Origin of the sequence: Arthrobacter sp. AFG20 (assembly GCF_002892795.1) — a bacterium.
Lineage (GTDB): Bacteria > Actinomycetota > Actinomycetes > Actinomycetales > Micrococcaceae > Arthrobacter.
In genome coordinates this window covers 35265-57175 of the sequence record NZ_PJMC01000011.1, presented here as the reverse complement: position 1 = coordinate 57175, position 21911 = coordinate 35265, and the positions used below count along the sequence as shown (strand labels likewise).

Sequence of the window (21911 nt, the reverse complement as noted above, 5' to 3'; positions counted from 1 at the left end):
CAGGGCTCCCCCTTCTGTCAGTGCCTTAGGAATTCAGTGCCTTGGCCTTGGCCTTGGCCTTGGCCTTGGCCTTGGCTCAGTAAAACTGCTGCCCGGTGCGGCGTGTGTACAGCTGCCGGGCGACGCGTTCGCCGGCGGCAATCCACGCCTTGTACTTCAGCGGGCTGATGACCTGGTCATAGCAACCCACAAAGTCCGTGACCGTCTTGCTGAAGCTCGTCTTGAAAAGCCCCAGCCCGTGGAAGGGGTTCGACGTGTCCTTTAGCTTGTCGCTGGGCGGGGTTCCGCAGAAGTCGTATTCCGTGCAGCCCAGCTCCTTGAGCTGGTTGATCGCGGTCCACTGCACCAGGTGCGAATCGCCGTACTGGCCGCGCTTCTGCAGGGATCCGCCGTCCTTGTAGGTGCCCTTCCGGCCGTAGTTGATGACAAAGGCCCCCACGGAGGGAACGCCGTTCTCGTACACAAACATGAGCCGGCCCTGTCCGCGCTTGATGAAGTTCGTCCAGAACTGGCGGTAGTAGTCGTATTCGCGGACGCGGACCTGCGACTTCGCCTGGACCGTGTCGGTCATCAGCGCGTACATGGACTTGAAGTTTTCCTCGCTGGGCTCCACGTTGTGCACCTCGACGCCCTCGCGGATGGCGCGGCGGACGGCGTTCCGTCCCCGCGAGTGGAGGTTGCGCAGCAGCTGGTTCTCTTCGGGGGAAATATCCAGCAGGGCCGTGGAATCGTTGGGTTGCAGGTTGTGCGTCTTGACCAGCCCCGCCCCCTCGATGACTTCGCGGGCGGCGTCGCTAAGGATGATGTCGGGCTCGATCTTGATGGCGAAGACGCCCAGCCGTGCGCGCTTGACGAACTCTGCGTTTGCCGCGGCAATCCCCGGGATGTCCTCGACGCCAGCCACATCCGGCCCCTTGATGAGGTACCAGAGCTTGCCCAGCAGCGGGAAGCTCTTTTCCAGCACCAGGTTGTAGCTCGTATAGTCGGCTGTTTCGTAGACGAGGTGCAGAGGCTTCCAGCCAAAGTGCTGCTTGACCTCGGCGAAGGCTTCCGACTGCAGCAGGTTTCCGCCGTTCGGATTCGCGGTGACGTGGGAGTCCCAGTTGGCGACCTCTTCGGAGGTGGCAAAGCGGGCAGTGAATTCTCGCAAGTGTGCCGTATCCAATCTTCGCTTACGTTTCGTGCAGGTGCCGGAGAAGCAGCCTCAAGTCTATCCGTCCGGCCTCCCGCGCCGCTTGCCGCGGGGACGTGATCCTGGTCAGAGCCGCACCTGCCGAAGGTCAGTGAGGGCTATCGCTGCCGCGCCAGGCCCGCCTTCCGGAGTGTCGGCGGTGAACCGGTCGGCGCCGGCCAGGCGTGTCAGCGCCATGCCGGTCAGGGCAGCAATCTGCGGGATGGGGACCTGGAAGGTCCGGTAGGGCCCCAGCGGCGGCGGCTCGTCTGCCAGCAGGCGTTCCCGGACAACCCGGGCCAGTTCCTCCGGGCCCAGCAGCGGGGATTGGTCCAGCAGGAAGCCGGCTGCGGCGAGCCGTCCATCCATGGTCCAGGCCGCGATCTTCCAGAATTTACGGGGTATCTGGATTCCCCGGTACGGCAGGTCGCTGGCGTCGAGGACGGGCCCGGTGAAGACGCTGATCCTGGCGTCGTATTGGGTGGCATGGGTCAGCACGTGGTCCTCCAGACCGGCCCAGAGTTCCTTGCCCTGGTTGAAGGCAGCTGCCTGCGGTGCCGCATTCGGGTATGCGAAGGTGTCCTGGTTTGCGGTCAGCGCGGTGCTGTCATCACCCCAGACGGGGTCCAGGCGGCGGACGAGGTGGCCACGGTCGAGGTCGTTGTGCTGGTAGACATCCGGTCCGGCCTGGAGCCCCCGCGGCACCCGGGGGTCGTAGTGCCAGGTTCCCTCGCGCCCAAGGGGCACCAGTGCTTGTCCGTTGATGTTGACGCCGGTCACGGCCGCGAGCCGGCGGGCCGGCACCAGCCGCACAGAGAAGTGGGTGTAGTCGAGGAGAATGGTGGGCGCGTCCGGGCCCGGCAGGTCAAGGGCCTCGCGCAGGAAGCCGGGATCGTAGCCTTCGCCCATGGTTCCCATGGTGGCACGCCGGCCCTGACAATTCGGCGTGCCCGCCTTGACTCCGGCTGCGCCCTTGGCAACTGTAGAGCAATGGAAAGCAGGGAGCGCGCGCCGGTCGCGGGAGCCGGAAGAGGAGCCAGCACCAGCGGTGGCGGCGCCCGGCCCGAGCCGCGGCGCACCGCCGTCGAACTGGCCGTACTCCTGGTTTTCCTGGCGGCCAGCGCCCTGGTGGCCTGGCTGGGTTCGCAGGCAACCATCAGCAACGTCACAGGCTGGTACGCGGCGGCCGACAAGGCGCCGTGGTCTCCGCCCAACTGGGTGTTCGGGCCGGTCTGGACCGTGCTGTACACGGCCATGGCGGTGGCGGCCTGGCTCGTTTGGCGGAGCCGCAGCCCGAACCGCCGGGCGGCGCTCACCGTCTACGGCGTGCAGCTGGCCCTGAACCTGGCGTGGACGCCCGTGTTCTTCGGGCTGTATCCGGCGTGGGGTGCGGCCGCGCTCTGGCTGGCGCTGGGCATCATCGTTGCGCTGGCGCTGGCTGTCGCCGCCACCGTGCTCGTGTTCGGGCCGATCCGCCGCGCCGCCGGCCTGCTCATGCTGCCGTACCTGTCATGGGTCGTCTTCGCGTCGAGCCTGAACCTCTGGGCGGCCGCCAACAACTGAGTCCGGGGCGCCGGCTCAGCACTCTACGACGTTGACCGCCAGTCCACCCATGGCGGTTTCCTTGTATTTGGAGCTCATGTCCTTGCCGGTTTCGCGCATGGTGACGATGACCTCGTCCAGCGAGACCCGGTGCGAGCCGTCGCCCCACAACGCCATCTTGGCCGCGTTGATCGCCTTCGCCGCGGCAATGGCATTGCGTTCGATGCAGGGCACCTGCACCAGCCCGCCGATGGGGTCGCAGGTCAGGCCCAGGTTGTGTTCCATCGCGATTTCGGCGGCGTTCTCCACCTGCGCGGGTGTGCCGCCCATGACCTCGGCAAGGCCGGCGGCGGCCATCGACGACGCCGAACCCACCTCACCCTGGCACCCCACCTCCGCGCCGGAGATGGACGCCTGTTCCTTGTACAGCACCCCGACGGCACCGGCGGTCAGCAGGAACTTCACCACGACGTCGTCGCGGTCTTCCTGGGTCGCCTGGTCCATCCCGGGAGCGAAGTGCAGCGCGTAGTAGAGGACGGCGGGAATGATGCCGGCGGCGCCGTTCGTCGGCGCGGTCACCACGCGCCCACCGGAGGCGTTCTCCTCGTTGACCGCCAGGGCGATCAGGTTCACCCATTCCTGCCAGTACTTCGGGTCCCGGTAGTCGGGATCATGGTCCCTGCTCTCCTTCAGGAGGCGTTCATGCCAGTCCGGAGCACGACGCCGGACCTTCAGCCCGCCGGGCAGCAGGCCCTCGCGCTTCAGGCTGGTTTCCACGCAGCCCTCCATCACCGAGTAGATGTGCAGCAGGCCCTCGCGGATCTCCTCCTCGGACCGGGAGGCACGTTCGTTGACGAACATGACTTCGCCGATGGACAGGCCCTTGGACTGGCAGCGTCCCAGGAGTTCGGCTGCAGTCCGGAACGGCAGCGGCAGCTCCTTCTTGGACTCATCGAGCTCCTGCTGGGCCGCATCCTCCTCGCCCTCGCGGACAATGAACCCGCCGCCCACAGAGAAGAAGGTGGCACTGTGCAGGACCTCGCCCGCGGCGTCCGAGACCGTGAAGGTCATGCCGTTGGTGTGCCGCGGCAGGATCGTCAACGGGCGCAGGACCATGTCCTTCACGCCGTAGGGCAGGGGCACACCGTTCCCATCGCCAGCACCGGCGAGCTGCAGCGTTCCGGTTTCGGCGATGGCGGCAAGCCGCTCCTCCACCTCGTCAGGCAGGATCAGCTCGGGGTGGAAGCCCTCCAGGCCGAGCAGGATGGCCGTCATGGTGCCGTGGCCGTGCCCGGTCGCCGCCAGCGAGCCGTACAGGTCCACCCGCAGCGACGCCACGTCCTGCAACTTGCCGGACGCCTTAAGCTCCTCGGCAAACACCGCGGCGGCACGCATCGGCCCAACGGTGTGTGAACTAGACGGTCCTATTCCGATGGAAAAAAGGTCAAAGACTCCAACGGCCATAAATCAATCCTAACTAGACAAGTGATCGTGCGGGGCGGGAGCCGGACAGGAAAGCAGCGGGGGCCCCTTCGGGTGCGGACTCCGGCAGCATGCGTCTAAGGGAGCGTCACGTCCGCCCAGCGGGCGTCTTCGCGACCGAGCATGCAGAGGAGTCCACACCCGACGGGCCGATGGCGTCGATCAGCTGAGCGGTGCGACTGCCGGGTAGAGCGGGTGGGCGGCGGCGAGTGCCTCCACGCGGGTGCGCAGTCCGGACAGGTCCGCTCCGGTGTCGGCGGTCAGTGCCTCGGCGATGATGTCAGCAACCTCGGCGAAGGCGGCTTCGCCAAAGCCGCGGGTGGCCAGGGCCGGGGTACCGATGCGCAGCCCGGAGGTGACCATCGGCGGACGTGGATCGAACGGCACGGCGTTGCGGTTGACGGTGATGTCGATCGCCGCCAGCCGGTCCTCGGCCTGCTGCCCGTCGAGCTCGCAGTTCCGCAGGTCCACCAGCACCAAGTGCACGTCGGTGCCGCCTGACACCACGGAGATGCCCTTGGCCGTGACGTCGGGCTGGACCAGGCGCTCGGCGAGGATCCGGGCGCCGGCGAGCACGCGCTCCTGGCGCTCCTTGAACTCCTCGGACGCGGCGATCTTGAAGGCCACGGCCTTGCCGGCGATCACATGCTCCAACGGACCGCCCTGCTGGCCGGGGAACACCGCCGAGTTGACCTTCTTGGCGACGTCGGCGTCGTTGGTCAGGATGATGCCGCCGCGCGGACCGGCGAGGGTCTTGTGCGTCGTCGACGTCGTAACGTGGGCGTGCGGAACCGGTGACGGGTGCAGCCCGGCGGCAACCAGCCCGGCGAAGTGCGCCATGTCCACCATCAGGTAGGCGCCGACGGAGTCGGCGATCCGGCGGAACTCGGCAAAGTCCAGCTGCCGGGCGTAGGCGGACCAGCCGGCGACGATCAGCTGCGGCTTGTGTTCCTGGGCCAGGCGCTCCACCTCGGCCATGTCGATCCGGTGGTCTTCTTCGCGGACCTGGTACGGGACCACGTTGTAAAGGCGGCCGGAAAAGTTGATCCGCATGCCGTGGGTAAGGTGGCCGCCGTGGGCCAGGTTCAGACCCATGATGGTGTCACCCGGTTTGATCAGCGCGTGCATCACCGAGGCGTTCGCCTGGGCGCCGGAGTGCGGCTGGACGTTCGCGTACTCGGCGCCGAACAGTGCCTTGACCCGGTCGATCGCCAGCTGCTCGATCACGTCAACGTGCTCGCAGCCACCGTAGTAGCGCTTGCCCGGGTAGCCCTCGGCGTACTTGTTGGTCAGCACCGACCCCTGCGCCTGCATCACGGCCGCGGCGGTGTGGTTCTCCGACGCGATCATCTCCAGGCCCTCGCGCTGGCGGACGAGCTCGTCGTCGATCTTCACCGCGATCTCGGGGTCCAGGTCCGCGAGGTCCGCGTTCAGGCTCGGGGACACTACCTGCTCGAAAGCCGCTGTTGCGGCCTGTGCGGCGCTCACAGCTCGCCCCCGTTCTTGGAAGCGTATTCCTCGGCGGACAACAGCGGCCCCTCGGAATCAGCGGCCACCTTGAACAGCCAACCAGCGCCGTACGGATCGCTGTTGATCAGGGCCGGGTCCTCGACGACGACCGGGTTGATCTCGGTGACCTCGCCCGTCACCGGCGAGTACAGGTCCGAGACGGACTTGGTGGACTCCACCTCGCCGCAGGTCTCCCCCGCGGTCACGGCAGAGCCGACCTCGGGCAGGTCCACGTAGACAATGTCGCCGAGGGCGTCAGTGGCCACGGCGGAAATGCCAATGGACACAACGTTCCCGTCCTCGCGGGAAACCCACTCGTGCTCGTCGGAGTACTGCAGTTCAGCGGCAACTTTTGCCATTTGTTTTTCCTAACTTTTGAAATCATGTGGTTCCGTACAGCGGTGCGTGGTCGGCAAGCTCGACCCCCAATGATCGAGCTTGATGAGGCCCTGTTTCGACAGGCCCAACCAGCGGCTTGCGGCCCCTCCCCCAGCACCTTTGGCTTACGAAGGCGCTGGTCCGGAGGACGGTTGTGCCCTGACTACCGGCCAAAGGTGAGCGGCCCTCGAGGGGTGGCTGGTCGCGGTTTTCGAAAGCGTGCGTCAAAGCGACGAAGGAGCAGCACGCGTGAAAACTGGGGCCAGCCGGCCCCGGAGCCGGGAAGGTTTCGCCGCCGGTTTCGACAGGCTCTACCAGCGGCCTACTTAGAGCGCTTGTAGAAAGGCAGTGCGACGACTTCGAACGGCTCCGCCTTGCCCCGCAGGTCGATGTCCAGCGCCGTGCCGGGTTCGGCGTAGTCGACGTCGACATAGGCCATGGCGACCGGGTAGCCGAGCGTGGGGCTGGGCTGGCCGGAGGTGACTTCGCCGACGACGTCGCCGTCTTTGAGGACCGGGTAGTGCCCGCGGCCGGCACGGCGGCCCAGGCCTTTGAGGCCCACGAGCTTGCGGCCCGTGGTGGAACCGGCTCCGGCTTCCTTCTTGGCGGCCAGCGCAGCCTTGCCCACGAAGTCGCCTTCCTTGGACAGTGCGACGACGGGGCCCAGTCCGGCGGCGAACGGATCGCCCTCGAGCGACAGCTCGTTCCCGTACAGCGGCATGCCGGCCTCGAGGCGGAGCGAATCGCGGGAGGCAAGGCCGGACGGCGTCAGCTCCCCCTCGTCCGCGATGGCGACGATGGACTGCCAGAGGGCGGCGGCGTCGTCGTTCTCCACGAAAATCTCGAAGCCGTCCTCACCGGTGTACCCGGTGCGGGCCAGCAGCAGGTTCTGGCTGGTCCCGCCCACCAAGAAGGAAACCTCGACGGCGGCGTAGTATTTCAGCCCGGTCACCAGCTCGTGCTGGGCTGCCGGGACGAGGCGCAGGAGGATCCCTTCGGCCTTGGGTCCTTGCACGGCGATCAGCGACGTCTCGGCGGAGGCGTCCTCGACGGCGACATCGAAGTTCGCTGCCCGCTGCACCAGGGCATCGGCCACCACCTTGGCGTTGCCGGCGTTCGGCACCACCAGGAACCGGTCGGTGCCGGTCCCCTCTGAGGGGCGGCGGTACACGATGAGGTCGTCGATGATGCCGCCGTCCTCGTTGCATATCAGGGAGTACTTGGCCTTACCGACCGCCATGGCGGAGATTTTGCCGGCCAGGGCGTAGTCGAGGAACGCGGCAGCGTCCGGGCCGGTGACCCAGACCTCGCCCATGTGGGAGAGATCGAAGATGCCGGCCGAGTTGCGGACGGCGTGGTGCTCGGCAAGCTCGGAGCCGTACTTGAGCGGCATCTGCCAGCCGCCGAAGTCGGTGAACGAGGCGCCGAGCTTCTTGTGCTCCTCGTAAAGGGCTGTGTAGTTCTCAGTCATGGAGCGGAATCCTCAGTTCTCGAAGGCTACTGTGTTGTCCTCGAACGCTTCGAGAGGCGGGCAGGAGCAGACCAGGTTGCGGTCGCCGGCTGCACCGTCGATGCGGCCTACCGGCGGGAAGTACTTGTCCTGCTTGAGCGTGTGGACGGGGAAGACCGCCTGCTCGCGCGGGTAGGCGCGGTCCCAGTCGGAGCTGATGGCAGCAGCCGCGGTGTGCGGTGCGTTGCGCAGCGGGCTGTTCTCCACGGTGAAGTCGCCGTTTGCCACCTGGTCAATCTCGCCGCGGATGGCGATCATGGCCTTGATGAACCGGTCGATCTCGCCCAGGTCCTCGGACTCGGTGGGCTCCACCATCAGCGTGCCGGCGACCGGGAACGCCAGCGTGGGCGCGTGGAAGCCGTAGTCGATCAGGCGCTTGGCCACGTCCTCGGCGGTCACACCAGTCTTGGCGGTGAGTTCGCGCAGGTCAAGGATGCACTCGTGTGCCACGAGGCCGCCCTCGCCCGTGTAGAGCACGGGGAAGAAGTCGTTGAGGCTGGCTGCAACGTAGTTCGCGGCGAGCAGCGCGGACTTGGTGGCCTCGGTCAGGCCGTCGCCCCCCATCAGCTTCACGTAGGCCCAGGAGATTGGCAGCACACCGGCGGAGCCGAAGCGCGAGGCGGAGATCGGGACGTCGTTGCCTTCGGTCCAGGTGGCGGCATCTCCCGGCATGAACGGTGCCAGGTGGGCCTTGGCCGCAACCGGGCCGACGCCGGGTCCGCCGCCGCCGTGCGGGATGCAGAAGGTCTTGTGCAGGTTCAGGTGCGACACGTCACCGCCGAACTTGCCCGGCTGGGCCAGGCCTACGAGCGCATTGAGGTTGGCGCCGTCGATGTAGACCTGGCCGCCGGCCCCGTGCACGGCGTCGCAGACCTCGCGGACGTCGGCGTCGTACACGCCGTGCGTGGACGGGTAGGTGATCATGATGCAGGACAGGGCGTCCTTGTTGGCCTCAATTTTCGCGTACAGGTCGGTGTGGTCGATGGTGCCGTCGGCAGCGGTGGCCACGACGACGACCTTCATGCCGGCCAGCACGGCCGAGGCCGCGTTGGTGCCGTGCGCTGAAGCCGGAATGAGGCAGATGTTGCGCTGGTCATCGCCGCGGGACAGGTGGTAGCCGCGGATCGCCAGCAGCCCTGCGAGCTCGCCCTGGGAGCCCGCGTTGGGCTGGATGGAGACCTGGTCGTACCCGGTGATCTCGGCGAGGTCCGCCTCCAGGCCATCAATGAGTTCCCGCCAGCCCTCGGTCTGGGAATCCGGGGCGAACGGGTGGATCGAGGCGAACTCCGGCCAGGAGATGGCTTCCATCTCCGCCGTGGCGTTCAGCTTCATGGTGCAGGAGCCCAGCGGGATCATGGTCCGGTCCAGCGCCAGGTCGCGGTCGGAGAGCTTGCGGATGTAGCGCAGCAGCTGGGTTTCGGAACGGTGGGTGTTGAACACCGGGTGCTGCAGGTACGCGGAGGAACGCTCGACGGCGGCATCCAGGGCGAAACTGCCCGTGGACCCCACTGACTTGGCACCAAAGACAGCAAGAACGTCAGCGACGATGGCCGGCGTTGTGGTTTCATCGGTGGAGATGCCGACGGAGTCGGCGTCGATCCCGCGGAGGTTGATGCCCTTCTCTTCGGCGGCGGCGATGATGCCGGCGGCCTTGCCCGGGACGGAAACCGTCACGGTGTCGAAGAAGCTGGTGTGCAGGACGTCCAGCCCGGCGGCCTTGAACGACGCGGCCAGGGTCTTGGCGTGGCCGTGTGCGGTCTCTGCGATCGCCTTCAGGCCTTCCGGTCCGTGGTAGACGGCGTAGAAGGAGGACACGATGGCCAGCAGCGCCTGGGCGGTGCAGATGTTGGACGTGGCCTTCTCGCGGCGGATGTGCTGCTCGCGGGTCTGCAGCGCGAGGCGGTAGGCGGGAGTGCCGGCGTTGTCCTTGGAGACGCCCACGAGGCGGCCGGGAAGGGAGCGTTCAAGGCCCTTCTGCACGGCCATGTACGCGGCGTGCGGTCCGCCGTAGAACAGCGGGACGCCCAGGCGCTGGGCGGAGCCGACGGCAATGTCCGCGCCCTGCTCGCCCGGAGGTGTGATGAGCGTCAGCGCCAGCAGGTCAGCGGCCACCGTGACCAGGGCGCCGCGTTCCTTGGCGGCGGCGATGACCCCGGTGTGGTCGAAGACGCGGCCGGAAACGCCGGGCTGCTGGAGCACGACGCCGTTGATGTTGCCGTCGGGAAGTCCCTTGGACAGGTCGGCAACCTCGACCTCGAAGCCAAGCGCCTCGGCGCGGCCCCTGACGATCGCAATGGTTTGCGGAAGGGAGTCCGCATCCAGGACAGTCTTGCCGTCCTTCGCGTCTTTGTTCTTGTTGGCCCTGCGCATCAGCAGCACAGCCTCAGCCACCGCCGTCGCTTCATCCAGCAGCGACGCGTTGGCGATCGGCAGGCCGACCAGGTCCTGGACCATGGTCTGGAAGTTCAGCAGGGCCTCCAGGCGGCCCTGGGAAATCTCCGGCTGGTACGGGGTGTACGCGGTGTACCAGGCGGGGGCTTCAAGGATGTTGCGGCGGATCACCGGCGGCGTGACGGTGTCGTAATAGCCCTGGCCGATCATCTGGACGGCGGTCTTGTTCTTGGCCGCGAGCTTCCGGAGCTCGGCGAGGGTTTCGACTTCACTCAGGGCCGGGGAGAGCTCCAGCGGGGAGTCCTGCCGGATGTCTTTCGGCACTGCCGTGTCAACCAGTGCATCGACAGTCTCGTAGCCGACGGCCTTGAGCATGGCTTCGACGTCGGCCTGTCGGCGGGCACCAATATGCCGGTCGACAAAGGAGGCGGAGGCTGAATCTACGGTCAAAAGGAACTCCATAACTAAGGCGGCGCAGGGTACGCCACAGTGATTCGGGTTCCTCCCCGCTCTGTATTGGACCTGAGAGTTTCCGCGTTGCTGTGCCTACGCACAGCTCCGCTTGCACCGTCGGTGAGCACAGCATGCCCTGAACCGTCCGCGCGGTGGCGGAACATTCAATGCGGGCAGCCTGCTGCTTTCCAGAGTTGCCTTGCCGCGGCGGTACATGGGCCTGAGAGATTCCTGGGGAGGTTTTGCTCCTACGGCGCCTGCTTGTACCTACTTGCAGGACTCTCCCGCCGCAGATCAAAGGCATATTCAGTTGAGCGGTGACAGCTGTCACAAAGGCCATTGTCCTACGCCGGGTTCGCGTCTGCAAACTGTGGCGGCGTGGGCTGGCACACCCCCGGCGACGGGCGGCCCGGGCCGCGCCTACCCCCGCAATCGGTCAAGGGCGGCAAGGAGGCTTTCGACGTCGGCAGCGGTCTCCGACGGCGTCGCGGCCGGGCCGATGGACAGCATGGCGTTGAAGTAGAGCCCGTCACCCATGTACAGGACTGCCTTCGCGAGGCCCGGCCCGACGTCGCGGGCGATCTCGTCGAGCCACCGCTGCTGGATGTGGGCGAACCGGCGCCGGGTCTCCTCGTGCGCCACCTCGGCGAGCCTCGTCGCGGCCACGATGGCACGGTCCAGCGGGGTGTCCGCCCAGACGGACGATTTGATGAAGTAGGCGGCAGCACCCTCGGGAGCCGCTGCCATGGCCTGGGCGTCCGCCTCCGCGAACTCGTCCAGCCGGTCCAGCAGGACGCCGATCAGCGCTTCCTTGTTCGGAAAGTGGTACAGCAGCCCGCCCTTGGACACACCTGCGCGGGCAGCCACGGCGTCAAGGGTGGCGGCCCGCTCCCCCACCTCGATCAGCAGGGATTCAAACGCATCGAGCACTGCGCCGCGGGCGACCGGTTTTCTGGGCATGGCTTCCATCATGCCCGTTTCGGCGGGAGGTTTATAACTATACCGTCTGGACGGTATAGTTAAGTGATGCCCATGAACTCAGCCCTTTCCCGGGAGCGCACACCTGCCAACCAGGCTTCCAGCGCGCGCGACTGGCTGGCCCTGGCCCTGCTCATGTTCCCGGTCCTCCTGGTGGCCGTGGACAACACCGCGCTGACGTTTGCCCTTCCCGCGGTCGCCCGCAGCCTGGACCCGTCGGGCGTGCAGCTGCTGTGGATAGTGGATGCCTATGCCCTGGTGCTCGCCGGACTCCTGGTGGCCATGGGCAGCCTTGGCGACAGGATCGGGCGGCGCCGGCTGCTGCTGGTTGGCATTTCGGGTTTTGCGGCGGTCTCAGCGGCGTCGGCCTTCGCCCCGACCGCTGAGTGGCTCATCGCAGGCCGCGCGGCCATGGGATTCTTCGGCGCCATGCTCATGCCGTCCACGCTGTCCCTGATCCGCAACATCTTCCGGGAGCCCGGCAGACGGAGGCTGGCGGTGGCTATCTGGGCTGCCGGGTTCTCCGGCGGCGCCGCGCTGGGGCCGATCTTTGGCGGCTGGCTGGTGGAGCACTTCTGGTGGGGCGCCGTCCTGCTCGTGGCCGTACCGATCATGTTGCCGCCGCTGGTCTTCGGCCGCTTCCTCATTCCTGAGTCCAAGGACCCCAGCCCGGGACGGGTGGACGGGGCCAGCATTGCGCTGTCGATGCTGACCATGGTGCCGGTGGTCTACGGCATCAAGGAACTGGCCACCCACGGCCCCGGCGTGCAATCCCTCGGAGTTCTCGCCTTTGGCCTGGCCATGGGCCTCGTGTTCGTCCGCCGCCAGCAGGCCCTCGCATCCCCGCTGCTGGACTTGTCACTGTTCAGGAACCGCGTGTTCAGCACCGCGATCACGGCCAATGTCCTGGCGCTGTTCTCTTACAACGGCTTCATCCTGTTCCTGGCGCAGCACCTGCAGTTGCTTGAAGGCATGTCGCCGTCGGAATCCGGCAGGGCAATGCTGCCTGCCCTGGCCGCCATGGTGGTGGCAGGACTGCTGGTGGTTCCGCTGGTCCGGAAGGTGCGGCCAGGATTCGTGGTTGCCGCGGGACTGGCGCTGAGCGCCGCCGGTTACGCCCTGGTGGCGTTCGGGGATCACGACGCCGGCCCCTCCACTCTGCTGGCTGCCCTCCTCATTCTGGCGCTGGGTGTGGGTTCCGCCGAGACCATCTCGAACGACCTCATCCTGGGAGCGGTGCCCCCGGAAAAATCCGGAGCGGCCGCGGCCATCTCGGAGACGGGCTACGAAGTGGGCTCACTCCTGGGGACAGCCATCCTGGGGTCGATCCTGACCGCGTCCTACCAGCAGCACCTCTCCCTGCCCGAGTCTGCTGCCCAAACCATCCCTGCGGCGTCCGCAGACCAGGCCAGGGAAACGCTGGCCGGCGCCATGGAGCTGGCCGGGTCGCTGCCGGCCCCGGTGGCCGAGGGACTTACGGCGGCCGCCCGGGCAGCGTTTGATTCGGGCGTCCACATCACCGCGGCGATTGCACTGGTACTGATGGCAGGAGCCTCGGTGCTCGCCGCCGTCGTACTTCGCCGCGTCCCGCGCGCGAAGTAGCCGGGCGCAGTAACCGGCGCCGCGCGCACGGCAGCCGGCACGGAAACGGGCAGCCCCGGAGAGATCTCTCCGGGGCTGCCCGTTGGCCAGACGGCGGCGCGTGGCCCGCCGGCTACTTGGTGTCGGGGTGCGTGACGCTGGCCGAGGCCTTCATGTTCTCAGCGCCTACCATCCACGCATACTGCTCGAGCTTTTCGATGAAGGTGTGCAGCAGGTCTGCGGTGGTGGGGTCTTCCTCATCCACCTCGTCGTGGACCTTGCGCATGGTGCCCACGGCCGCTTCGAGGGCAGCGACTATGCGGTCAATCGCATCCTTGGTGTTGATGAGCCCGTCGGGGAACTGCGGAAGGTGGGTCGCCTTCGCCACGGTGGCGCTGCGCCCGTCCGGCAGGGCATGCAGGGCGCGCATGCGCTCCGCCATGTCGTCGGCAAAGGCCCGGGCAGCGTCGACAATCTCGTCCAACTGAAGGTGCAGATCCCTGAAGTTGGTTCCAACGATGTTCCAGTGCGCCTGCTTGCCCTGGATGTGCAGTTCGATCAGGTCCGCCAGGACGGCCTGCATGTTGTTGGTCAGTGTCGGTGAAGCCTTCATGAATCCTCCTCGAATGGTCCAGTGGTTCCGACGCTACCGCAGGCACTTCGGCGCCGGGAGCGCCGGAGCCCAAATTTCACGATCAGCTTACTTACTACTTTCCGGACCCCGCGTGAGGGGTCATAAATGTGCGGCATTCAATATGCCCTTGCCACGCCCCCGCCACCGGTGCATACTAAATGAACGTCATTCATTTAGTGACGGTCGTCTCACTGGAGAAATCATCATCATGATCGAAATAACCTGCCTCAGCGCGCCTGCTTCGCTCGCCCCGACAGCGCCGTCCGGACGTCCCGCCTTGAGGGTGGGCGTCGTGCAGCACCGCTGGCACAGCAGCGCCGCCGCACTCCGCGCGGAACTCAACGACGGCATCGACCGTGCCGCCCGGCTGGGCGCCACCGTGGTGTTCCTGCCCGAGCTCACCCTCTCCCGCTACCCCGCAGACCAGGTTCCGGAGAATGACTTCGGGCGGCAGGGCCAGGACCGGCCGCGCCCTTCCGACGCCGCCGAAGACCTGCTCACTGGCCCCACCTTCCGCTTCGCCTCCGAGGCAGCCCGCCGGAACGGCATCACCGTCCACGCCTCGCTCTACCAGCACGCCGGCAACCCGGACGGCTCGGATGACGGCCTGGGCCTGAACACCTCCATCCTCGTGTCCCCGTCCGGCGAGCTCCTGGCCCGCACCCACAAGCTCCACATCCCGGTGACCGCCGGTTACTACGAGGACAAGTTCTTCCGCCAGGGCCCCGCCGCGGAGGACGCCTACCAGGTCCACGCCCCGGCTGAACTCGGCGGCGCCCGGCTGGGCATGCCCACCTGCTGGGACGAGTGGTTCCCCGAACTGGCCCGCATGTATTCCCTCGGCGGCGCCGAACTGCTGGTGTACCCGACGGCGATCGGTTCCGAGCCGCTGTTCCCGGACTTTGACACCCAGCCGCTCTGGCAGCAGGTCATCGTGGGCAACGGCATCGCCAACGGCCTGTTCATGGTGGTCCCGAACCGCTGGGGCCAGGAGGGCAGCCTGGACTTCTACGGCTCCTCGTTCATCTCCGACCCCTACGGCCGCATCCTGGTCCAGGCGCCGCGCGACGAGTCGGCGGTCCTGGTGGCCGATCTCGACCTGGACCAGCGCAAGGACTGGCTGACGCTGTTCCCGTTCCTGGCCACCCGCCGCCCGGACACCTACGCCCGGCTCACCGAGCCGGTCCGCCCGGAGGAGCCGTTCGGCACGCCGGAGGCGCTCGTTTCGGCGGGCTCAACCGGCGTGGCCCCAAGCTCAGCCGCCGGGGTAAGCGCGTGAGCACGTGGCGCATGCCGGCCGAGACGGCGCCTCAGGAGCGACTCTGGATGGCCTTCCCCACCGGCGGCTACACCCTCGGGGACACCGCGGAAGCGGCGCACGCCGCCCGGTCCGTCTGGGCCGCCGTCGCGAACGCCGCCGTCGAGTTTGAACCGGTCACCATGGTGGTGGACCCGTCCGACGTCGGGACCGCCGCCCGCTACCTGTCCCCCGCCGTCGAGGTGCTGACGGCGGAACTCAACGACGCCTGGATGCGCGACATTGGCCCGACCTTTGTCTTGGACGGAAACGGCGCCCTGGGCGCCGTGGACTGGGTCTTCAACGGCTGGGGCGCCCAGGACTGGGCGCAGTGGGACAAGGACTCGCTGGTCGCCGCCGAGGTGGCCGGCAGGTCCAGCGCCCGGCACCTCGTGTCCGAGCTGGTCAACGAGGGCGGCGGAATCCAGGTGGACGGCGAGGGCACGGTGCTGGTCACCGAAACGGTGCAGCTTGATCCGGGCCGCAACGCCGGACTCGGCAAGGCCGACGTCGAGGCCGAACTGGCCAGGACCATCGGCGCCAAAAAGGTGATCTGGCTGCCGCGCGGGCTCACCCGTGACTCACAGCGGTTCGGAACGCGCGGGCACGTGGACATCGTTGCCGCCATCCCGTCCCCGGGCACCCTGCTGGTCCATTCCCAGCAGAACCCCGCCCACCCGGACTACGAGGTGAGCCGCGAGATCATCAGCTTCCTGTCCTCCACTACGGATGCTGCGGGCCGGGAATGGTCGGTCATCGAAGTCCCGGCGCCCGTTGCCCTGACGGATCCGGAGGGCTTCGTGGACTACAGCTACATCAACCATGTGGTGGTCAACGGCGGAGTCATCGCCTGCACGTTCTCCGACCCCAACGACGAGAAGGCACTCCGCATCCTCGCTGATGCGTATCCCGGGCGCAAAGTCGTGGGCATCGATGCCCGCGAACTCTTCGCCCGCGGCGGGGGCATTCACTGCATCACCCAGCAGCAGCCCGCTGCCATCTAGAAAGGGCCAGTCATGAGCCAAACCACGAGCATCCAGCCCGGCGGGAATTCCCCGGCCGGCGAGGCAACCCACGGCATCACCGCAAAGGGCCTGAAGGGCGGGCAGCTGGGGCTTCTGGCCGTCGTCGTCCTGGGTATTTCCTCGGTGGCTCCGGCCTACAGCCTCACCAGTTCACTGGGACCCGCAGTCGGTACGGTGGGCGTGCAGCTGCCGGCGATCTTTATCGTCGCGTTCATCCCGATGATCCTGGTGGCGTTCGCCTACCGGGAGCTCAACGCCGACTCCCCGGACAGCGGAACCACATTCACTTGGACGACAAAGGCGTTCGGCCCGTTCGTCGGCTGGATGGGCGGCTGGGGTCTGCTCGCCGCCAACATCATTGTCTTGTCCAACCTGGCCGGCGTCGCGGTGGACTTCTTCTACCTCTTCCTGGCCCAGGTGTTCAATAACCCCGAACTCGCGGACCTGACCTCCAACACGGCACTCAATATTGCCACCTGCCTCACGTTCGTGGCTCTCGCCGTCTGGGTCAGCTACCGCGGCCTGCACGCCACCAAGCTCGTGCAGTACAGCCTGGTCGGTTTCCAGGTCCTGGTCCTGGGCGTCTTCATCATCATGGCGCTCACGCACGCAGCATCCGGTGACGCCGGTCCGTCCCTCGCGTTCAGTTGGGACTGGTTCAACCCCGCCAGGATCGAGAGCTTCGAGCAGTTCACCGCCGGTATGTCACTCGCCGTTTTCGTCTACTGGGGCTGGGACGTGTGCCTGACCGTGAATGAGGAAACCAAGGGCGGCAAGGGCACCGCGGGCAAGGCAGGAACCACGACGGCGATCGCTGTCCTGGCCCTCTACCTCGCCGTCATCGTGGCCACCATGATGGTGGCAGGCACCGGCGCCGACGGCATTGGCCTGAACAACCCGGACAACCAGTCGAATGTCTTCGCCGCGCTGGCTTCGCCGGTCATGGGTCCGTTGGCCATCCTGATGTCGCTCGCAGTGCTCGCCGGCACCGCCTCGTCCCTGCAGTCCACCATGGCTTCCCCAGCACGCAGCCTGCTGGCCATGGGTCACTACGGGGCCCTGCCGCCGCGTTTCGCGTCGGTCAGCAAGCGCTTCGGGTCCCCCGGCTTCGCCACGCTGATCGCGGGCGGGATCTCCGGCGGCTTCTACGCCGTCATGAAGGTGGTCAGCGAGAACGTCCTCAACGACACCATCCTGGCGCTGGGCCTGATGATCTGCTTCTACTACGGCCTCACGGCCTTCGCCTGCACGTGGTACTTCCGGCACAGCCTGTTCTCCAGCGTCCGCAACTTCTTCATGCGGCTGTTGTTCCCCGTGCTGGGCGGATTGGTCCTCACCGTCGTCTTCATCCAGACGGCCGCGGACAGCTGGGCACCGGAGTTCGGCAGCGGTTCGGAGATCTTCGGCGTGGGGCTCGTGTTCGTGCTCGGCGTGGGGATTCTGGCCCTTGGGATCGTCTTCATGCTGGTGATGGCGCGGCTGCGGCCCGGCTATTTCCGCGGCGACACCATCCGCCAGGACACCCCCGCGCTGGTGGTTCCCGAATAGCGTTTCCGCTTGCACCAGCAGCGATGCCCCGCCTCCCGGTCCGGGAGGCGGGGCATCGCTGCTCTTGCTGGAGTCAGCCAGCGTCTCAGGGACCCCCTTGTCCCGTCAGCTGGCGTGTGCCCCTACCGCAGGCAACTCACCAGTAGTGGGCGACGTCGACGACGAGCCGGGAGCCGGATCCGGGGCCGTCCAGCGTGTACACCTTGAACGGCAGCCGGGCACGGACGCCGAGGCCAAGTGTGGTGTAGCCCTCGAAGCTGCCGCCCCACGCCACCTGCCGGAACGTGTGGTACCCGGACACGTTGGTCACCTCGGACCGGTTGGCGGGGATGAAGGTGGCCTTGCCGGTGGCATTGTCATAGGCCGGCGAGTTGATGGTGAGTTGCAGGAATGCCTTGCCACGGAGATTGAGCGGCTGGCCGGAGCCTTCCTGGGCCACCTTGGACACGTAGCGGACGTTGTAGCCCTTGGCTTTGCCCTTGAGGTCGATCACGAGGCGGTCGAAGCAGTAGTGCTGCCCTGTGCGGACGTTGGTGACGGCTGCGGTGCTCGTGGTCTGGTTTGCCTTCGCCAGCGAGCCCCACACCTGCCCGCAGTAGGAAGCTGCCGAGGCGGAGCCCGGAGCCAGCAGGCCCAGTCCAACAGCCATGAGGATGACTGTGAGCCAGGCGGGGAGTTTTTTCATGTGGCCACCCCTTTCGGGTGAGTGTTTGGATACTTCCAGAGTAGGAGCGCCAAACGCCCTATACGAGGGTTGTGGCCGGTTCGGGGCGCAACCGTTAGCCTTGCGAATTACGGGTCACGAGGCCGTAATTCCCGGCGTCCTTTTCAGGGCATCGAGAGACGTTCGTGGCCCTTTCTCCACGTTTCCGTTACCAGGGATAACGGCGTTTATTGGGGAAAAAGCGAGGCGCCGGCCTCCCCGTGGGGAGCCGGCGCCTCGCGTGGCTTTGCTCTGGCGGCTGCCTGGCTATGAAGGCTGCCTGGCTGCAAAGCAGGTCTGCGTATGGCAGTTTTAGCCTTCGCAGTCGTGGCAGTACTTCAGGCCGTTCTTTTCCTTGGCTACCTGGGACCGGTGACGGACCAGGAAGCAGGAGCCACAGGTGAACTCATCGGACTGCTCGGGAACGACGATGACCGTCAGTTCCTCGTTGGAAAGATCGGCGCCCGGAAGGTCGATGCCCTCGGCGGTGTCGTTCTCGTCGAGGTCGATGACGGCGGTCTGGGCGCCGCCGCCGCGGGACGCCTGGAGGGCCTCCAGAGACTCGGAGGGAGTCTCTTCTTCTGTCTTGCGTGGGGCGTCGTAGTCGGTAGCCATAGCGTTGTTCACTTTCGTTGCTGCACAGCGCCATTCAGGCACCTCAGTGAAGCAGTTTAGGTCATAAATCGGCCACGTCAAGAATAGTGTGGCCAAGGCGACACTTATTGGTCTTTTCGGCCTGTTCCACGGCCTTGCCGGCGTCATTTGGGTGGCTTCTGGGCGCGTGGTCTGCCGCGACGGCAACCCCGCTGAGCGGAGGCAGCCAGGCCCAGCGCGTGACCTCCTGAAGGGCATCGTTGGCCTGCTGGGCAGTGGCAGGAACCGGAGGAAAGAGCAGGGATTCCGCGAGCGCCGCCCGCATCCGGGTGAGCATCTGTGTCATGGTCATGGCGCCAAGCTATGCGGCCCGTGTTGTGGGCACGTTTCCGCGCAGTCTCCTGGCCGTTAAGTCTCCGGGCTAAGTCTCCCGGCAGATGCGCCGCACAGCAGAGCGGACTGGCGGGGCGCCGTCGTCGGTCCTAGCCTTGAGCTGTTCCTGGATCTGACCACCCAGCAGGCGGAGGCACCACATGGCGACGAAACTGAACCGCAAGGCACTGGAGCACGCACGCAGCCTCGTGAAGAAGGGGAAGGTGGAGCGGGATGTCCGTGATGACTGGAGTGAACACGCGCCGTCAGCGGACGACGAGAACTCCTTTATCGACAAGCACGGCTTCGACGAGTTCTCGAAGTGGCATCTCGGCATTGATAAGGAGAAATCCGAGGGCACCAAGGGCAGCGTGAGCTTTCCTATCGGGGACCTTAATAAGGTCCACCGCTGCGCCATTATTTCGCTGGAGAGCCGGGCGGCGCAGTACGACCACGACGACATCCGCAAGGCCGCAAAGGACTTGCTGGAGGAGATTGACGCGGACTAGCTGTAATACCCACGGACGTTAGGAACGGTCGGCGTGGATAGGTGACAAGAAGAAGACCTCCGAGTGGAGTGGGGCTTGTCTAGAGTCCGATCCACAAGGAGGTCTTCACTATTGGTGTGTGAGGGTCAAGAAGTTCTGGCCTGACTAACGGCATGGCAGCCGGCCTGGCATGCGGGAGAGGAGAAGAATGCTCCCGGGGTTGCCGGTCTGGCCCAGAGGTCTTCTGACGCGCCCTTCCGTCTCGACGGGTGGGAGTTGTCCTCGACATGACCTGCCGATCGGCCAGCCTCACAAGAGGCGTGGCCGGGCAGGCTGCCATGTCCTGATAGGAGTCTGACAAGCGTCCCAATAGTGAACTGACTGGCATACCCGCCCGGCCGCGCACCCCCCATTGAAAACGGAAAGGTGCGCTAGAACCATCATGCAACGCAAAAGCCCCAACGTGTATGTGGGGATAGATACCCACGCGGAAACCCACTACGTGGCCGTTACCGACGAGCACGGTCGTCAACTGACGGACCAGGAGTTTCCAGCGACCGCCGGTGGATACCGGAAGATTATCGAGTTCATCCGCGCCAACGGCAACGCTCTTGGCATCGGAGTTGAATGCACGGGCAGCTACGGCGCAGAAATTACCCGGCAACTGGCGACAGCAAAATTCGAGGTTGTTGAGGTGAACAGCCCGAGCCGTGATCAACGCCGGCGGCGAGGAAAGACGGATCAGCTCGATGCCTACAGCGCCGCCGAAGCGGTCATGAGCGGCAGGGCCAGTTCCGCACCGAAGGGCCGCAACGGGCTCGTCGAAGCCCTGCGAAGCCTGCGGACGGTCCGCGAGTCTGCGCTGCGCGACCGCACCGCAACCATCAACCAGATCAAAGCCATGCTCGTCAGTGCCCCTGAGAACGTGCGCTCACCATACCGGTCGTTGACAACACCGCGGCTCGTCGCGGCGTTGGCTGCCACCCGTCCCCAGCGGCAGCCTGTCACCTCGGAAGAATGCACCCGCTACGCGCTTCGTCTGCTGGCGAAGCGCTACCAGGAACTTGATGAGCAGGTCCGGGATCTCACGGCTCAAATCGATCGTCTCCTGAAAGCCCACGCACCCGGCCTCATGAACGTCTTCGGATCCGGCCCTGATACCGGAAGCCAACTGCTCATCACCGCCGGCGACAACACGGCACGCCTAAGAAGCGAGAACCAATTCGCAGCCCTGACCGGCACTTGCCCACGGCCTGCTTCATCAGGGAAGACAGAACGGAACCGTCTAAACCGGGGTGGTGATCGTAAAGCCAACTCGGCTCTTCACCACATCGTGCTGGTCAGGATGAGATACCACCAGCCAACCAAAGACTACGTCGCCAGACGAACGGCCGAAGGTCTCGGCAAGAAGGAAATCATGCGCTGCCTCAAGCGCTACATCGCACGCCAAGTCTTCCCTGTCCTCGTGCAAACACTCCGCATAAACGAACCGGGCATTACTTGAAAAATGTCTATAGGAGTGTCATGTCCCATGCTAATGCGATCCTCACGCCCAAGGGCAGGCTCAGGCTGGCCCAGTGCGTCGTCGAGGAGGGATGGCCGCTGCGCCGGGCCGCTGAACGGTTCCAGGAATCGGTAACGACCGCGTCACGCTGGGCTGGCCGCTACCGGGACCACGGTGAGGGACATCAAGAAACTGGAGCGGATCCCGGACGGCGGCGGCCACCGCAGTCTGGGTAGGGCTACGGGTAAACGGAACAAGACCGGCACGGCACCGAACCGGTGACCGGGCTACGCCTTCCTGCACAACGCCGTCGACGACCACTCCCGGCTCGCCTACACCGAGATCCTTTCCGATGAGAAGAAGGAAACCGCCGCCGGTTTCTGGACGCGCGCCAACGCCTATTTTGAGTCCTGCGGCTTCACCGTCAAACGAGTGCTGACCGACAACGGCTCCTGCTACCGCTCCTACGCGTTCAAGGACGCCCTGGCCCAGACATCAAGCACAAACGCACCCGCCCGTACAGGCCACAGACCAACGGCAAAGTCGAGCGCTACAACCGCACCATGCTCGATGGATGGGCCTACGCCAAGCCCTATGCATCAGAGGCCGAGCGTGTTGCCGCTTTTGCCGACTGGCTCCATCACTACAATCATCACCGAGGCCACACCTCACTCAAAGGTCAGCCACCAGCCAGCCGCGTCACTAACCTCTCAGGTCAATACACCTAGCTCTAGACCACATGACAGCTCCT

The 21911-nt window shown here is 66.1% G+C and carries 19 protein-coding genes, 1 pseudogene and 1 riboswitch; of the genes and pseudogenes, 8 read left to right on the top strand and 12 right to left on the bottom strand.

Annotated features, from left to right (window positions below; translation table 11 throughout):
• Window positions 1-76: 76 nt before the first annotated feature.
• On the bottom strand, window positions 77-1150 hold the full coding sequence (locus CXZ05_RS14035; RefSeq protein WP_102973166.1) for a peptidoglycan bridge formation glycyltransferase FemA/FemB family protein: 1074 nt from the start codon (window positions 1148-1150) through the stop codon (window positions 77-79).
• 108 nt (window positions 1151-1258) lie between these two features.
• Window positions 1259-2089 carry a DNA/RNA non-specific endonuclease gene (locus tag CXZ05_RS14030; RefSeq protein WP_308411004.1) on the bottom strand — a complete coding sequence of 277 codons (831 nt, stop codon included), beginning with the start codon at window positions 2087-2089 and terminating at the stop codon, window positions 1259-1261.
• Between the two features lie 72 nt (window positions 2090-2161).
• Between CXZ05_RS14030 and CXZ05_RS14025 the strand changes: the two genes are divergently transcribed.
• On the top strand, window positions 2162-2734 hold the full coding sequence (locus tag CXZ05_RS14025) for a TspO/MBR family protein (protein WP_102973165.1): 573 nt from the start codon (window positions 2162-2164) through the stop codon (window positions 2732-2734).
• A 15-nt stretch (window positions 2735-2749) separates the two neighbouring features.
• Here CXZ05_RS14025 and CXZ05_RS14020 read toward each other — a convergent pair whose 3' ends face one another.
• The 6 genes from CXZ05_RS14020 to CXZ05_RS13995 all read right to left on the bottom strand — a co-directional run bounded on the left by CXZ05_RS14020 (window position 2750) and on the right by CXZ05_RS13995 (window position 11396).
• Window positions 2750-4177, bottom strand: a complete 1428-nt coding sequence (locus CXZ05_RS14020; protein ID WP_102973164.1) for an L-serine ammonia-lyase — start codon at window positions 4175-4177, stop codon at window positions 2750-2752.
• A gap of 180 nt (window positions 4178-4357) precedes the next feature.
• Window positions 4358-5683, bottom strand: coding sequence for a serine hydroxymethyltransferase (glyA, locus tag CXZ05_RS14015; RefSeq protein WP_102973163.1), 1326 nt, complete (start codon window positions 5681-5683; stop codon window positions 4358-4360).
• Complete coding sequence (gcvH, locus tag CXZ05_RS14010) at window positions 5680-6063, bottom strand: glycine cleavage system protein GcvH (protein WP_102973162.1); 384 nt, start codon at window positions 6061-6063, stop codon at window positions 5680-5682. The genes glyA and gcvH overlap by 4 nt, the downstream gene beginning before the upstream one ends.
• Window positions 6064-6404: 341 nt before the next feature.
• On the bottom strand, window positions 6405-7553 hold the full coding sequence (gene gcvT, locus CXZ05_RS14005) for a glycine cleavage system aminomethyltransferase GcvT (RefSeq protein ID WP_102973161.1): 1149 nt from the start codon (window positions 7551-7553) through the stop codon (window positions 6405-6407).
• A gap of 12 nt (window positions 7554-7565) precedes the next feature.
• Complete coding sequence (gcvP, locus tag CXZ05_RS14000) at window positions 7566-10445, bottom strand: aminomethyl-transferring glycine dehydrogenase (protein ID WP_374754661.1); 2880 nt, start codon at window positions 10443-10445, stop codon at window positions 7566-7568.
• 189 nt (window positions 10446-10634) lie between these two features.
• Window positions 10635-10733: riboswitch (glycine riboswitch) on the bottom strand.
• A 123-nt stretch (window positions 10734-10856) separates the two neighbouring features.
• Window positions 10857-11396, bottom strand: coding sequence for a TetR/AcrR family transcriptional regulator (locus tag CXZ05_RS13995; protein WP_076803542.1), 540 nt, complete (start codon window positions 11394-11396; stop codon window positions 10857-10859).
• Window positions 11397-11468: 72 nt separating this feature from the next.
• Between CXZ05_RS13995 and CXZ05_RS13990 the strand changes: the two genes are divergently transcribed.
• On the top strand, window positions 11469-13016 hold the full coding sequence (locus CXZ05_RS13990; protein ID WP_180987393.1) for an MFS transporter: 1548 nt from the start codon (window positions 11469-11471) through the stop codon (window positions 13014-13016).
• Window positions 13017-13128: 112 nt separating this feature from the next.
• Here the strand turns inward: CXZ05_RS13990 and CXZ05_RS13985 are convergent, their stop codons facing one another.
• A complete protein-coding gene (locus CXZ05_RS13985; protein WP_102973158.1) occupies window positions 13129-13608 on the bottom strand; it encodes a Dps family protein in 480 nt (159 codons plus the stop codon).
• 229 nt (window positions 13609-13837) lie between these two features.
• On the opposite strand from CXZ05_RS13985, the gene CXZ05_RS13980 reads away from it, so the two are divergent.
• Genes CXZ05_RS13980 through CXZ05_RS13970 form a run of 3 tightly spaced genes read left to right on the top strand, consistent with a single transcriptional unit; the run spans window position 13838 to window position 17499 of the window.
• Window positions 13838-14908 carry a nitrilase-related carbon-nitrogen hydrolase gene (locus CXZ05_RS13980; RefSeq protein ID WP_102973157.1) on the top strand — a complete coding sequence of 357 codons (1071 nt, stop codon included), beginning with the start codon at window positions 13838-13840 and terminating at the stop codon, window positions 14906-14908.
• Entirely contained in the window at window positions 14905-15930 is a 1026-nt protein-coding gene (locus CXZ05_RS13975) for an agmatine/peptidylarginine deiminase (RefSeq protein ID WP_102973156.1), read from the top strand. The genes CXZ05_RS13980 and CXZ05_RS13975 overlap by 4 nt, the downstream gene beginning before the upstream one ends.
• Before the next feature lie 12 nt (window positions 15931-15942).
• Entirely contained in the window at window positions 15943-17499 is a 1557-nt protein-coding gene (locus CXZ05_RS13970; protein WP_102973155.1) for an APC family permease, read from the top strand.
• A gap of 136 nt (window positions 17500-17635) precedes the next feature.
• Here the strand turns inward: CXZ05_RS13970 and CXZ05_RS13965 are convergent, their stop codons facing one another.
• The 3 genes from CXZ05_RS13965 to CXZ05_RS13955 all read right to left on the bottom strand — a co-directional run bounded on the left by CXZ05_RS13965 (window position 17636) and on the right by CXZ05_RS13955 (window position 19148).
• The gene (locus CXZ05_RS13965; protein WP_102973154.1) at window positions 17636-18184 is read right to left on the bottom strand and encodes a hypothetical protein; all 549 of its coding nucleotides are present in this window, start codon (window positions 18182-18184) and stop codon (window positions 17636-17638) included.
• Between the two features lie 330 nt (window positions 18185-18514).
• On the bottom strand, window positions 18515-18817 hold the full coding sequence (locus CXZ05_RS13960; RefSeq protein ID WP_102973153.1) for a DUF4193 domain-containing protein: 303 nt from the start codon (window positions 18815-18817) through the stop codon (window positions 18515-18517).
• Window positions 18818-18878: 61 nt separating this feature from the next.
• Window positions 18879-19148, bottom strand: coding sequence for a hypothetical protein (locus CXZ05_RS13955; protein WP_102973152.1), 270 nt, complete (start codon window positions 19146-19148; stop codon window positions 18879-18881).
• Between the two features lie 181 nt (window positions 19149-19329).
• Here CXZ05_RS13955 and CXZ05_RS13950 point away from each other — a divergent pair, with 181 nt between their 5' ends.
• The 3 genes and pseudogenes from CXZ05_RS13950 to CXZ05_RS13940 all read left to right on the top strand — a co-directional run bounded on the left by CXZ05_RS13950 (window position 19330) and on the right by CXZ05_RS13940 (window position 21888).
• Window positions 19330-19677 (top strand): hypothetical protein, encoded by a 348-nt coding sequence (locus CXZ05_RS13950; RefSeq protein ID WP_102973151.1) that lies wholly within the window; start codon window positions 19330-19332, stop codon window positions 19675-19677.
• A gap of 421 nt (window positions 19678-20098) precedes the next feature.
• Complete coding sequence (locus CXZ05_RS13945) at window positions 20099-21160, top strand: IS110 family transposase (RefSeq protein WP_102973150.1); 1062 nt, start codon at window positions 20099-20101, stop codon at window positions 21158-21160.
• Between the two features lie 20 nt (window positions 21161-21180).
• Window positions 21181-21888 (top strand): annotated as a pseudogene (locus tag CXZ05_RS13940) (integrase core domain-containing protein).
• Window positions 21889-21911: the final 23 nt, after the last annotated feature.